Origin of the sequence: Streptomyces sp. DG2A-72, from assembly GCF_030499575.1 — a bacterium.
Classification (GTDB): Bacteria; Actinomycetota; Actinomycetes; order Streptomycetales; family Streptomycetaceae; genus Streptomyces.
The window spans coordinates 875,278-887,762 of the sequence record NZ_JASTLC010000001.1 but is presented as its reverse complement, the minus strand read 5'-3'; the positions used below and the strand labels follow the sequence as shown (position 1 = coordinate 887,762).

Below are 12,485 nucleotides of genomic sequence, written 5' to 3'. Positions count from 1 at the left end.
TGACAACCACGAAACCGTCGAACATCAGTCGTGGCCGCCTACGCTATTCCTCGGGCCTCGTCTCCTGTGCACCGGCGCCCCCAACCTGCCCGTGTTTTAACGCCTGTTGGCTTGTTTTCGTCCCCTCACCGGCGGGCGGTACGGGGCCGGGCCGATCGGAAGTAGGCACTGCTCGGCGGTGAGTGGAGGAGACCTACGCCGATGCCGGCCGTGACGATGGCGAGGATGGCCCGTATCGCGTACTCCTCACTGAACGGGCCGCGAGGGTCCGACAGTCCCCACAGCACATGCGGGCCCAGAAAGAACAGGAAGACCACGGCCGTCACCGTCGCGACGACACGGGCCGTGCGCCCGCCGCGGCAGAAGCGGAGGGCCGCACCGATCGTGATGAAGAGGAGCAGATACACGAACTGTGTCATCGCCGGGTCGTTCACGGCGATGGTGCCACTGATCAGTGCGGAAAGGATCAGTAGCGCGGCGGCCCCGTTGACGTGTCCAGGCCGCTCGGCCGGAAGCCGCTCCGGCGGGTGGTCCTCGTCCGCTGAGCCAGTCATCGTGCCCTCCTCGTTCTCTGGTCCTGCGGCCCGGAGCCGGCGGCGCCGGGCCGTGCCCGGGATCCTCCGGCCAGGGGCCCGGGACCCTTCCCGGACGGGACGCGCCATCGTGACGGCATGCCTAAGGTCATGCGTGTCGCAGCCGCTGTCATGGGGCTGGTGGTGCCGGTCGTCGCCGGCTGCTCCTCCGGACCGGGCTCACCGAAACAGGAGTTGATCCGGAGCGCCGACGAGACGTGCCGTGAGATCAACGACCGGTTCACCGGTGACCTCGCGTACGGCGAGGGCGTGGGTGTGGGCGACGTACGGAAGTTGCGTGAACGAGCAGTCCTGCTGAAGGACCTGCGCGCACAGGTCCGCAAGATGCCGAAGCCGGAGACCGGCCAGAAGGACCTGGACGCCTGGCTGGGCAAGCTCGGCGTCTACATCGGCGGGCTCGAGGACCTGAGTGGCCAGTTCGAGAACTTCCGGCCCGGACAGGACGTGCTGCTCATGATGCAGATGTCCATCAACGAGCAGGCGGCGAAGGAGATCGCATCGCCTGCGAAGCGCTTCGGGTTCGAGGACTGCGCGGCCACCAAGAAGTGGGAGTACATCGCTTCCTGACGCATCGGTGCCGGATTGGGGCCGCTCCAGGCCACCCCACGGAACGGGAAGAGATCAGCATGGATGAATCGACTTACGTGGTGCGGGAGCCCGAGCCGAACGGGGCCAGGGCGCACGATCCGCTGGCCGTCGCGCTCGGGAACGCCTCGCTGCTCGGCGTCGGCTATCTGATGCTGCGGCGGTGGGGCCTCGCCGTGTTCTCCGTCGCCGTCACCGTCGTGGTCGTCTCGCTGCTCGCGTCGACCGCCCGGACGTCGTACGAGATCGTGGTGCTGGTGTGGTGGGTGGCCGTCACCGTGCACGGCTGGTTCCTGGCGCGTGCCGGTGCCGGCCGGGGCGGCGCGGTGCGCGGTCAGCGTCTGGTCGCGCTCGCGGTGACGCTGCCGGTGCTGCTGACGGCGGGACTGCTGCGGTACGACGCGTCGAGGATCGGCGGGAGTGTCACCGAGGCTCGCGAGAGCGGCGACTGCGTTGGGGTGTCGGCCGCCCAGGACAGGGTGTGGTTCGGGCACCGCGTCGCCGACGCCCCGCTGAGCGCCCGCGGTGACGAGGTCGTCCAGGACTGCCGTCGGCTGGATACGGCCCGGGCGCAGCTGGCCTCCTCGCTGACCGGTGAGACCGGCGCACTGGAGCGGGGCTTCGAGACGCTCGCCTCCGTCCTCGCCGAACCTGGCAACGAGAAGACGGTCGAAGCGACCCTCAACGACTTCCTGCGCGCCCTGCCCGCAGAGGACCCCTGCGACACCGTCACCCTCACCTACTGGCTCCGCGACCGCGAGAGCAGCCACGACATACTCGACCGGTCCGCCGAGACGGCCCGGCGGACCGCGCCCGCCGCGCTCGTCGAATGCGGCGACGATCTGATGGACACCGACGACTGGAGGCAGGCCCGCGCGCACTACGAGCGGCTGCTGGACCAGTACCCGGACGACGGGCTCGCGGCCAGGGCCCGGAAGGGAGCCAGGAAGGCCACGCTGAGCATCGAGCTGGCCAACGTCCGCAGTCTCCTAGCGGGAGGCACCGACTCGCAGCCCGAGTACTGCTCCCACCCGGCGAAGTACAGCGGCGCCAAGCCCCTGAGCAAGGGCGCCAACCGGGCCCTCTACTACGGCCACGACGAGTACGGCGAGGACTACTCGGCCAAACTTCCCGGCTCCTGGAAGGCCAACGACCCCACCGACGCCGTCCTGGTGGTCTGCATGGGCGAGGAGACCTTCGGCAGCTCCGTCGAGACCTGCCCGTACCGGGCCCGGTCCTCCGGGGCCACCACCTATGTGACCTTCTACAAGATCGCGCTTCCGGTGAAGGTCTACGAGCTGCGCACCGGCAAGCTCGTCGCCAACCGCAAGATCCAGATCAGTGGTAGCAGTTGCCCCGCGGTCATCAGGTACTTCACCGGCGGCGATATCGACCCGGGCCCGTTGTCGAGCAGGTACGTCAGCGAGTCGACGTCCGATGTGCGGGCCGCGTTCCGTTCCCTGATCAACAGGTGAGGGGCGTACAGAACCTGACGCTCCGTCATCAACCGTGGTTCGTCACCGTTTTCGGGAGGGCTCCCGGGCGGACGGGGTGAGCATGGCGGGGCGCTCTGTGACGTGGCGCGCGTACGGCCGAGGGGAGAGACGCTGGTGGCAGGGGAGCGGGAGCAGGTCATCGCCGGGCGGTACCGGCTGCGGCAGCGGCTGGGTTCCGGCGGTGGCGGAAGCGTGTGGCTGGCCGAGGACCAGGAACTGCGGGTGCAGGTCGCGGTCAAGGAGATCGACGTACCGCACACCTCGGAGGCCGCCCTCGGCGACCCCGCCGGCCGGGGCCGCAAGGAGGCCCTGAAGGCGGCGCAGTTGCGCGAGCACCCGAACGTGATCACGGTGTACGACGTCGTGGAGGCCGACGACCGCCCGTGGATCGTGATGGAGTACCTGCCGGGGACGCGCGACCTGAGCGCCGTACTGAAGGAGCGCGCCCCGCTGCCGAGCGACGAAGTGGCCCGGATCGGGGCCGCCGCGCTCGACGCGCTCTGTGCCGGGCATCGGCTCGGCATCATCCACCGTGATGTGAAGCCCTCCAACATCCTGTTGGCGCCGGACCATTCGGGCGTCGCCGACCGCCGGGTCCTGCTCACGGACTACGGCATCTCGCTGCGGCTGCGCGAGACCCGGATCACCCAGAGCGGCATGGTCGTGGGTACGCCGGGCTATGTGGCTCCGGAGCGTTTGTCCGGCGGTGAGGCGACTGCCGCGTCCGACCTGTTCTCGCTCGGCGTCACGCTCTACGCCGCCGTCGAGGGCACCGCCCCCTTCGAGCGGGACACGCTCGATGCCACCCTCCTCGCCGCACTGAACACGGAACCCTCCGTGCCGCAGCGGGCGAGCGAACCGCTCAGCCGCGTGATCATGGGCCTGCTGGCGAAGGACCCGGCGGACCGTATACCGGTTGCGGAGGCGGCCGAACTGCTCGCCGAAGCGGCAGCGACCGGGACGGCGAGCGTCCCGCTGCCCGAGCCGTCCGCGAGCGAGACACAGGAACCCCGCACCCCCGCCTCCCGTACGCCGGCCGGGCGCACCACCGTGGTGCTGGCGCTCGCCGCCGTGCTGGTCGGCGGCGCAGGGTTCGCGCTGGGCGCCACCACGTTCCACGACCCCGGGGACGCCGTGAAGACGCCCGACGTCAAGGCGAAGGCCGTCGCGACTCCCTCCCCGTCGATCACCCGCGGCGCATACCCGTACGGCAAGCAGGTGCGGCTGCGCGAGGAGCTCACGCCGGGCCAGTGCGTCGACGCCGACTGGAAGGACCAGGACTACAAGGGACGGCCCGGCCTCAAGCTCGTCGACTGCTACGACGACGACCCCGAGGGACAGGTCATCACCACGGTCGCGGCGGACGGCACCGAGGACGTACGGAGCGAGTGCACCCGGCGCACCGCGGAGCTGCGCGGCACCATGGCCGACCCGCTGCTGTACGTCCTCATGCCCGAGACCGGGCAGAGCGAGCCGCCGGCCGCGGCCTGTCTGCTCTTCCTGAAGAACGCCACGATCGGCGGCCCGCTCGGCCACTTCCGCAAGTTCGGCGACCAGGTGTACGTCACCCAGCTGGGCCCGGGGGACTGCATCAACTCCAAGGAGAAGGACGACGGTACGGTCACCGACACCCTCGTGAACTGCGACGAGCCCCACCATGAGCAGATCGTCGGCTGGACCTGGGCCTCGGGCGACGGCTCGGCGGACAGCGTCGACAAGGGAGACCTGTGCCAGGAGAAGTACGGCGTCAACTGGGCCCGCGGGGAGGGACACGAGATGTGGGGCTGGTACTCCACGGACGAGGAGTGGGAGGCCGGTTTCCGCCATGTGCTGTGCAGTGTCGCCCGGGAGGACGGCAAGCAACTCCCCGGCGGAGCGCTGAAACCGGCGTACTGACCCACAGGCCGTCGCTCCTTTTATACGGGGGCGTTTTGGGGAGGGGTCCCGGAGGTGATGCCGGATCCTGTAACTGCGCCCGTACGCGTGTCGAGAACGCCCCCGATCCAAGGAGAACCGCGATGACCCCCTCCGCCAGCCTGGCGCGCGGAGTCGCGCCCACCCAGCCCGGCACGCTGCATGTGCGCTCGGTCACCGGCGACCTCAGCGCCCCGCCCCGGCCGGGCCTGACGGTCTCCTTCGGCCGTGGCGAGAAGCCGGACGTGGACCTGGGCGTCGGCGTGGACGACCTGCGGGTGAGCCGCCGGCACGGCGAGCTGACGTATCGCCAGGGGTACTGGTGGCTGCGCAACATCGGACAGCAGCTCGTCCGGCTGCCCCGGGGCCGGATGATGCACCTCACCTCCGAGCCGATCCCGCTCGCCACCGGCTACACGCCCCTGTTCGTGAAGGGCTCCGGCTACCGTGAGCACTTGGTCGAGCTGTATGTGGCGAGCCACGACGACCAGGGGCCGGTGTCGCGGCGGCGCGCCGAGACCGCGCGGCCGGAGACCTGGGCGCTCGACGACGACGAACGGCTGCTCCTGGTCGTGCTCGGCCAGCGGTACTTGCTCTACGAGGAGGATCCGCGCCCTCTGACCTATGCGATGGCGGCCAAGCAGCTGGCGTATCTGTGCCCGGACGCGCGCTGGAACGAGCGCAAGATCGAGTACCGCGTGGAGGCCGTACGCCGCCGCCTGGACCGCACCGGCTTCAAGTACCCGCTGATGCACGACAAGGCGCAGGGCCGCCCCGCGGACAACGGCCTGCTGCACAACCTGCTCAAGGGGCTGGTCGAGTCCACCACACTCGTCCCGCCGGACCTGGACCTGATGGAGGACGAGGCGACCTGGCCGGACTCCGCGCCCTGAGCCCCGCCCTCCGGGTCATTGCGCGCGGAGTGCGGTGGCGGCGGAGCCGGCGAGTCGGGTGGCCATCCCGCAGAGCTGGTCCGTGGAGCGCTCGCCGCCGACGTCCAGGCGCACCATCTCGGCGGCCGTCTCAGCGTCCTGGCCGCTGTACTGGCGGTACTCGACGAAGGCAGAACAGGCGTCGCCGTCGTCGCCCGGCTCGATGACCGTGCGGTATCCGCTGAGCGTGACCTCGTCGGCGCCGTCCGCCGCGGACCTCGGCTGGTCACGGAAGAAGGCGATCTCCGTGTCCAGGCCGTCGACATCGCTCGACCACTCGCAGCTCCAGTCCGCGACCCCGACGACCGGTACGTCGACCTTGAGGCCGGGAACGACGGAGAGCGCCTTGGCGTCGAGCAGTTCGCAGGCGTTCGCCCACGCCAGTGACGCCCGTTTGTAGCCGGGGTCACGACGGGGGACCGGACCCTTGTCGAGGATGTTCGCGGCGCTCTCCGCGGCCTTGTTGGCGACCGTGCACAGCGTCGCGTTGCCGCCGTTCACGGACCCGTCGCCCATGTTGACGCGGATTCCGACGAGGGTGTCCTCGGTGTCGCCGTCGGATGTCAGCAGCAGCTTGCACTCGTCGCTCTCCGCCTCCTCCTCCCGGATGCCGATCCTCCCGATGGTGCTGGAGGGCTTCGACGTCTCGGGCGGCGAGCCCCGGCGCAGCTGGATCGACACATCGATCCGGGTCTTGTCGTCGACGCTCACGAGCATGTCGCAGCGGTCGAAGTTCCCGTAGTCCACGTCGACTTTGGCGGTGCCGAACTGGTCGAGAGCGTCGGGGTCGGCCAGGGCGCACACGTCGGCGGTGTGCGGATCGCCGATCAGGGCCGACGCTTTGGCGTTGGCGGCGCCTTGCGCCCCCTGGCTCGGGTCGGTCCCGTCGGCGGCGGGCCGGCCGTCCCCGTCGTCGGGGAGGGCGATGAGCCCCAGCGCCAGCGCGGCACTGAGGCCGAGAGCCGCGGCGAGCAGCCGGCCGCGCCGGTACGGGCGCCGGGCGCTGTCCTGCGTGGTGTCCGACTCCGGTCCGGCGACGGCTTCCAGGAGCCGCTTGACCTCGACGGCGTCGGGGCGCTGCCGGGGGTCGCGCTGCAGCATGGCGGTGAGCACGGGGTACAGCGGTCCCACGGCGTCGGCGTCCATCTCGACGACGCCCTGCTCGGCCTTCCAGTACCGCAGACGGTCGGTGTCCTGCGAGTCCCCGTCCTCCCAGCGGTCACCGTCCTGTTCGGTCTCGCCGCCGCGCGGGGGTGAACCGGTGACCAGCGCGTACAGGGTGGTGGCCAGGCAGAACACATCCGAGGCGGGCCGAGGCACATTGCCCCGCGCCAGCTCGGGGGCGGCGTAGTCCGGAGTGAAGCTGAAGGGTCCGTTGGCCGTGATGGTGTCGGTGCCGCCGACCCGGTACGCGGCGCCGAAGTCCAGCAGCTTCGCCGCACCGCGGCGGCTGAGGCCGATGTTGGCGGGCTTGACGTCGCAGTGGACGATGCCTGCTTCGTGCAACGCGGCGAGCGCGTCGGCGAGTTGGGCACCCATGCGGGCGGCCCGCACCGGAGAGACCGGGGGCAGTCGGTCCAGGCCGCCGCCGGGAACGTACTCCATGACGAACCAGTAGGTGTCCGACCCCTCGCCGTCCGCCGGCACGGTCACGACGTCGAACAGGGTCACCACGTGCGGATGGTCGCGGAACTTGGCCATGGCGCGCGGCTCGCCCAGCAGGCGTCGGACCGCGGTCTCGCGGTCCTCGTCGACCCGCTCAGGTTTCAGCGCGACGTCCTGTCCCACCACCGAGTCGTGGGCCAGCCACACGTCACCGCTCCGCCCCGCGCCGATGACCTCCCTCAGCACATAGCGACCGGCAAACTCGTCCCCGGAACGCACGGATCTTCCCCCTCGTTCGAGTCCAGAACGCATACGACCGCGGCCGTGCGCACGGATCGAACTTACTGCGCCGGACGGGCCGTACGCAGTGTCTACCCAGAGCCTCCATCAGTCGCACGCAAGCGTAGAGGCGATGAGGGGGAGGGAGGTGGGGTGGCTGGGGCTTTCGGCCATGGTCGACAGTGAAGCGGAGGTGCTTCGGGACCCGTCCCGCCGACGACCCATACCGTACGGGACGGCCAGAACCGAGCATCCGAGAGAGGGAGGAAACCCTCCATGCCAAGCACTCCGACCAACGTGCTGGCGGGCGTCGTCACGGCTGTGTCGACCGCCGCGCTCACGCTGTCCGCGCAGCCCGCCGCTCCGGCGGCGGCGCAGGAGCGGGCGGCCGCCCAGTGCGCAGCCCCGTCCGACGTCCTCGACCTGAGCGACTGGAAGCTGACCCTGCCCACCGGCGAGGACGAGGACCCCACCGAGATCACCCAGCCCCAGCTGAAGGGCTTCTCCGCGTCCCCGTGGTTCCGGGTCAGCGGCGACTGCGACGCGGTCCGGTTCCGGGCCGCCGTCAACGGCGTGACGACCGGGGGCTCCAGCTATCCGCGCGCCGAACTGCGGGAGATGACCGACGGCGGCGAGGACGAGGCCGAGTGGTCCACGACAGAGGGCACCCACACGCTCGTGGTCGACGAGGCGTTCATGGCCCTGCCCAAGGAGAGGCCGTACCTGGTCGGCGCGCAGGTCCACGGCGGGGACGACGACGTCACGGTCTTCCGTCTCGAAGGCAGCAGCCTCTACGTCACCGAGGGCGACGATCGCCACCATCACCTCGTCACCGACGACTATGAACTGGGCACGGAGTTCGAGGCCAAGTTCGTGGCGGAGGACGGGAAGATCGACGTGTACTACAACGGGCAGCTGGAGACCACGATCTCCCACGACGGCGACACCAACTACTTCAAGGCCGGGGCCTACACGCAGGCCAACTGCGACAACTCCGACCCGTGCAGCGCCAAGAACTACGGCGAGGTCCGCATCTCCGGCATCAAGGTCACCCACTCCTGACATCACGGTGGTGCGGAAACGAACCCCGGCGCCGGTCGACGGCGCCGGGGTTCAGCATCAAGGTCAGGACCGGGTGGGGAACAGGCCGAGCTTGGCCTTGCTGCCGGAGACCGACTTCACCCAGATCTTCAGGTTGTTGAACTTGACGGTGCCGCCCGGGCTGGTGCTGCCGCTCAGGTGCGTCCCGCCCGAGGTGGCCGAGAACTTGACGGCACGGGAGCTGACGCTGGTGACCTTCAGCTTCCCGAACCCGAACTTCCGTGCGTTGACCTTGATGGTCTTGGGGGCCTTCACGGTGATGTTGCACCGTCCGTCATAGCAGGGCCCCGGCGCGGCGGACGCCGTCGGCGTCATCACCCCGAACCCCAGTGCGCCCGCCATGGTCAGTGTCACGGCGGTCGTCGCGGCGCGTCGGCGCATACTCGTGCTCATCAGTTGGACCTCCTGTCGTCGAGGGGGAACCCGCCCGGCATTTCTAACCGGCCGCCCCCGGGACCCCTCCCGGGCAAGCTCACCGTGTGCGCTGCGGACGAGCACGCTCTGTGATCGACGAGGCGATGTGCGGCCTCCGCACGGACTGCGGCTTTGGGCTGACTGTCCCGGTTCCGCCGGAGGTGCGACGCTGGGAGCACAGGTATCCGCCGAGGGAACTCGGGAGGACACGATGGGACGTGATGTGCCGGCCCTTGTGTTCACGCGGGAGGACCGGCGTCGATACCGGGAGAAGATGCACACCTGCCTCGATGTGCTGGCGCAGATGCTGCGCGAGTCGGCTTTCGAGAGCGAGCGCCCCCAGGTCGGGCTGGAGATAGAGCTCAACCTGGTGGACGGTGACGGGCGGCCGGCGATGCGCAACACGGAGGTCCTCCAGGCGATCGCCGACCCCGCCTGGTCGAGCGAGCTGGGCCGCTTCAACCTGGAGATCAACATCCCGCCCCGGCGACTGACGGCCGGCGGCCCCGGCGCCTGGGAACAGGCGATCCGCGACGCGCTCAACCACGCCGAGGAACGCGCCTCGGCCGTGGGCGCGCACCTGATCATGATCGGCATTCTGCCGACGCTGGGGGAGGCGGACGTGGGCGAGGCCGCCCTCTCCGGAGATCCCCGGTACCGGCTGCTCAACGAGCAGATCTTCGCGGCGCGGGGCGAGGATCTGCGGATCCGGGTGGACGGCGTGGAGCGTCTGTCGATGTACGCCGACGTCATCACCCCCGAGGCGGCCTGCACCAGCACCCAGTTCCACCTCCAGGTCGACCCGAAGGAGTTCGCGGACTACTGGAACGCGGCCCAGGCCATCGCGGGCGTGCAGATCGCCCTGGCGGCGAACTCGCCCTTCCTCTTCGGCAGGGAACTGTGGCGCGAGTCCCGTATCCCCCTGTTCGAGCAGGCCACCGACACCCGCCCACAGGAGATCAAGGCCCAGGGAGTACGACCGCGCGTGTGGTTCGGAGAACGTTGGATCACCAGCGTCTTCGACCTCTTCGAGGAGAACGTGCGCTACTACCCGGCGCTGCTGCCGCTGTGCGACGACGAGGACCCGCAGGAGGCGCTCGACGCGGGAGGCGTGCCGCAACTGGGCGAACTGACGCTGCACAACGGCACGATCTACCGCTGGAACCGCCCCGTCTACGCCGTCACCGACAGCGGGCCGCATCTGCGCATCGAGAACCGGGTCCTGCCCGCCGGCCCCACCGTGGCCGACGTCATCGCCAACGGCGCCTTCTACTACGGCTTGACGCGCGCCCTGGTCGACGAGGACCGGCCGGTCTGGACACGGATGTCCTTCACGGTCGCCGAGGAGAACCTCCACGCCGCGGCCCGTGACGGCATCGACGCCCGTCTGTACTGGCCCGGCATGGGCGAAGTGCCGGTCACGGAACTGGTGTTGCGGCGCCTGCTGCCGCTGGCCCATCGCGGCCTGGAGCTGGCCGGCCTGGACGCGACCTGGCGTGAACCCATGCTGGGCATCATCGAGCAGCGCTGTGTCACCGCCCGCAACGGCGCCCTGTGGCAGGCGGAGACGGTGCACCACCTGCAGAAGGGCCTCGCCTCGGACCGGCGGGAGGCGCTACGGCAGATGACGACGACGTACATGGACTACATGCACCTCAACGCGCCCGCGCACACGTGGCCCGTGGACTGACGCGCGTCGGCGTCATGGAGCGTCCGATCCTCTCCACTCCGCCGTGGCCGTCAGCGGAACCAGGACGGGCGGCTCTGCCGATGTGGTCAGCTCTATGCGCCGCCCCTCGGCGGACGAGCGGAGCAGGGCACTCATCGTCTCCAGCACGTGCAGGGCGAGATCACCGTTCGCGCGGGGCGCCCGCTGTCCGTCGGCGGCGATGAAGTCGAGCAGGCCGATGCCGCGTGCGCCGGCGGCGTAGCCCGCCGACGGCGGGAGCGGGCGCCACTGTGTGCCGCCGAGTTCGTGGAGCCGCACCTCGCCGTCGAAGTGGTTCGGATCCGGGACCGTGAGGGTCCCCGTCTCGCCGTGGATCTCGATCGGCGCGGCGGTGGTGGCCACGCCGTCGAAGCTCGTCGTGAGCGTCGTCAGGGCCCCGCTCGCGTGCTCCAGGACACCGGAGACATGGGTGTCCACCTCGACCGGGATCCGCTCGCCCACGCGCGGCCCGGAGCCGATCACGCGCTCGGCGCGCAGTCGGCCGGCCGCCCCGATCACGGCACGCACCGGACCCAGCAGGTGGACCAGGGACGCGAGGTAGTACGGGCCCATGTCCAGCAGCGGGCCACCCCCGGCGGTGTAGTAGAAGTCGGGGTGCGGATGCCAGCGTTCGTGCCCCGGGGTGACCATGACCGCCGAGGCGGACAGGGGCCGTCCGATGCTTCCCGCCTCCACCGCGGCCCGCGCCGTCTGGATGCCGGTGCCCAGGACGGTGTCCGGGGCGCACCCCACACCGACACCGGCCTTCGCGGCGGCCTCCAGCACGGCGTGCGCGTCGACGAACTCGGCGGCCAGGGGTTTCTCCCCGTAGACGTTCTTCCCGCGTCCGATGGCGCCGAGAGCGATCTCGGCGTGCGCGGCGGGAACAGTGAGGTTCAGCACCGTGTCCACGTCCGGGCTGCTCAGCAACTCCTCGACGGTCAGCGCCTCGACGCCGGGCCGTTCGGCGGCGACAGCGGCCGACCGGGAGGCGTCGAGGTCGGCGACCGCGGTGAGGCGCACGGCGGGATGGCCGGCGAGTGTGTCCAGGTACGCGCGGGAGATGACGCCGAGCCCTATGACGCCGATGCGGTGCGCGTCGCCCACAGCATGCCCCTCTCGATGACGGTGCGGACGTTCGGGTTCTCCAGCACGTCGAGGCTGTGCCCCGGTGTCGTCACCACGATCCGCCCGGCGCCCCAGCGGCGGGTCCAGACCGCGGGTGAGGTGACCGGTCGGTCCCAGGGCTGCCACGGCCGGGTGGGATGGGTGGTGGTGGCCAGTACGTCGATGAGGTCGTCGTGGAGCACCCAGTACTGCTCGGTGCAGAGGTCGAAGTCCTCGATGCCGGCCGTGATGGGGTGTTCGCGGCCGAGTTCCGTGAGGGTGACGGTGTGGGGAAGGTAGTTGTCCTCCTGAACACCCCGGCGTTCGCAGGGCTCTTTGCCCGGGTGGGTCGCGAACTGCCCTCCCACCAGGTGGAGATAGTCCGAGGAGGCGCGGAACGAGTCGGCGATGCCGCCGTGCCATCCGGTGAATCCGGTGCCGGCCTCGACCGCCGCGCGCAGTCCCGCCAGCTGCTCGGCCGTGATCTCCGACATCGTGACGCACTGCACGACGAGATCGGTGCCGGCCATCGCGGCGGTGTCGGCGTACACGTCGGTCGACTCCTCGATCCGGACGTCGTATCCACTGCTTTCCAGGAAGGGCAGGAACAGCTCCGTGGCTTTGACCGGCTGGTGCCCCTCCCATCCGCCTCGGACGATCAGGGCGTTCTTCCGCGTCATCTGGTTCCTTCGTCGGGCCCGTAGAACAGCGCCATCACTATGCGTCAACCGCCCGTGCCCGGAGAAGGGAT

At 70.2% G+C, this 12,485-nt stretch carries 11 protein-coding genes; 6 read left to right on the top strand and 5 right to left on the bottom strand.

From position 1 onward, the window contains the following. Nucleotides 1-125: 125 nt before the first annotated feature. Entirely contained in the window at nt 126-554 is a 429-nt protein-coding gene (locus QQY66_RS04475) for a hypothetical protein (protein WP_301977719.1), read from the bottom strand. A 117-nt stretch (nt 555-671) separates the two neighbouring features. Here QQY66_RS04475 and QQY66_RS04470 point away from each other — a divergent pair, with 117 nt between their 5' ends. From QQY66_RS04470 to QQY66_RS04455, 4 genes are all read left to right on the top strand, one after another. Beyond that, the gene (locus QQY66_RS04470) at nt 672-1,160 is read left to right on the top strand and encodes a hypothetical protein (protein ID WP_301977718.1); all 489 of its coding nucleotides are present in this window, start codon (nt 672-674) and stop codon (nt 1,158-1,160) included. Between the two features lie 59 nt (nt 1,161-1,219). Continuing rightward, a complete protein-coding gene (locus tag QQY66_RS04465) occupies nt 1,220-2,653 on the top strand; it encodes a tol-pal system YbgF family protein (protein ID WP_301977717.1) in 1,434 nt (477 codons plus the stop codon). A 135-nt stretch (nt 2,654-2,788) separates the two neighbouring features. After that, nucleotides 2,789-4,570 carry a serine/threonine-protein kinase gene (locus QQY66_RS04460; protein ID WP_301977716.1) on the top strand — a complete coding sequence of 594 codons (1,782 nt, stop codon included), beginning with the start codon at nt 2,789-2,791 and terminating at the stop codon, nt 4,568-4,570. Between the two features lie 122 nt (nt 4,571-4,692). Further along, entirely contained in the window at nt 4,693-5,481 is a 789-nt protein-coding gene (locus QQY66_RS04455) for an FHA domain-containing protein (RefSeq protein ID WP_301977715.1), read from the top strand. A 15-nt stretch (nt 5,482-5,496) separates the two neighbouring features. Here QQY66_RS04455 and QQY66_RS04450 read toward each other — a convergent pair whose 3' ends face one another. Next, the gene (locus tag QQY66_RS04450; RefSeq protein WP_301977714.1) at nt 5,497-7,404 is read right to left on the bottom strand and encodes a serine/threonine-protein kinase; all 1,908 of its coding nucleotides are present in this window, start codon (nt 7,402-7,404) and stop codon (nt 5,497-5,499) included. A 276-nt stretch (nt 7,405-7,680) separates the two neighbouring features. Here QQY66_RS04450 and QQY66_RS04445 point away from each other — a divergent pair, with 276 nt between their 5' ends. Next, nucleotides 7,681-8,466 (top strand): polysaccharide lyase family 7 protein, encoded by a 786-nt coding sequence (locus tag QQY66_RS04445; RefSeq protein WP_301977712.1) that lies wholly within the window; start codon nt 7,681-7,683, stop codon nt 8,464-8,466. Between the two features lie 63 nt (nt 8,467-8,529). Here QQY66_RS04445 and QQY66_RS04440 read toward each other — a convergent pair whose 3' ends face one another. Continuing rightward, the gene (locus QQY66_RS04440) at nt 8,530-8,898 is read right to left on the bottom strand and encodes a hypothetical protein (RefSeq protein ID WP_301977711.1); all 369 of its coding nucleotides are present in this window, start codon (nt 8,896-8,898) and stop codon (nt 8,530-8,532) included. 232 nt (nt 8,899-9,130) lie between these two features. Between QQY66_RS04440 and QQY66_RS04435 the strand changes: the two genes are divergently transcribed. Further along, nucleotides 9,131-10,609, top strand: coding sequence for a glutamate-cysteine ligase family protein (locus QQY66_RS04435; protein ID WP_301977710.1), 1,479 nt, complete (start codon nt 9,131-9,133; stop codon nt 10,607-10,609). A gap of 12 nt (nt 10,610-10,621) precedes the next feature. Here QQY66_RS04435 and QQY66_RS04430 read toward each other — a convergent pair whose 3' ends face one another. After that, the gene (locus QQY66_RS04430) at nt 10,622-11,734 is read right to left on the bottom strand and encodes a Gfo/Idh/MocA family protein (protein ID WP_301977709.1); all 1,113 of its coding nucleotides are present in this window, start codon (nt 11,732-11,734) and stop codon (nt 10,622-10,624) included. Then, entirely contained in the window at nt 11,704-12,414 is a 711-nt protein-coding gene (locus QQY66_RS04425) for a ThuA domain-containing protein (RefSeq protein WP_301977708.1), read from the bottom strand. Before QQY66_RS04425 ends, QQY66_RS04430 begins: the two co-directional genes overlap by 31 nt. Between the last annotated feature and the right edge of the window lie 71 nt (nt 12,415-12,485).

Coding starts and splice junctions, on each gene's coding strand:
- QQY66_RS04475 (WP_301977719.1), bottom strand. CDS start 554: ATGACTGGCTCAGCGGACGAGGACCACCCGCCGGAGCGGCTTCCGGCC.
- QQY66_RS04470 (WP_301977718.1), top strand. CDS start 672: ATGCCTAAGGTCATGCGTGTCGCAGCCGCTGTCATGGGGCTGGTGGTG.
- QQY66_RS04465 (WP_301977717.1), top strand. CDS start 1,220: ATGGATGAATCGACTTACGTGGTGCGGGAGCCCGAGCCGAACGGGGCC.
- QQY66_RS04455 (WP_301977715.1), top strand. CDS start 4,693: ATGACCCCCTCCGCCAGCCTGGCGCGCGGAGTCGCGCCCACCCAGCCC.
- QQY66_RS04445 (WP_301977712.1), top strand. CDS start 7,681: ATGCCAAGCACTCCGACCAACGTGCTGGCGGGCGTCGTCACGGCTGTG.
- QQY66_RS04440 (WP_301977711.1), bottom strand. CDS start 8,898: ATGAGCACGAGTATGCGCCGACGCGCCGCGACGACCGCCGTGACACTG.
- QQY66_RS04435 (WP_301977710.1), top strand. CDS start 9,131: ATGGGACGTGATGTGCCGGCCCTTGTGTTCACGCGGGAGGACCGGCGT.
- QQY66_RS04425 (WP_301977708.1), bottom strand. CDS start 12,414: ATGACGCGGAAGAACGCCCTGATCGTCCGAGGCGGATGGGAGGGGCAC.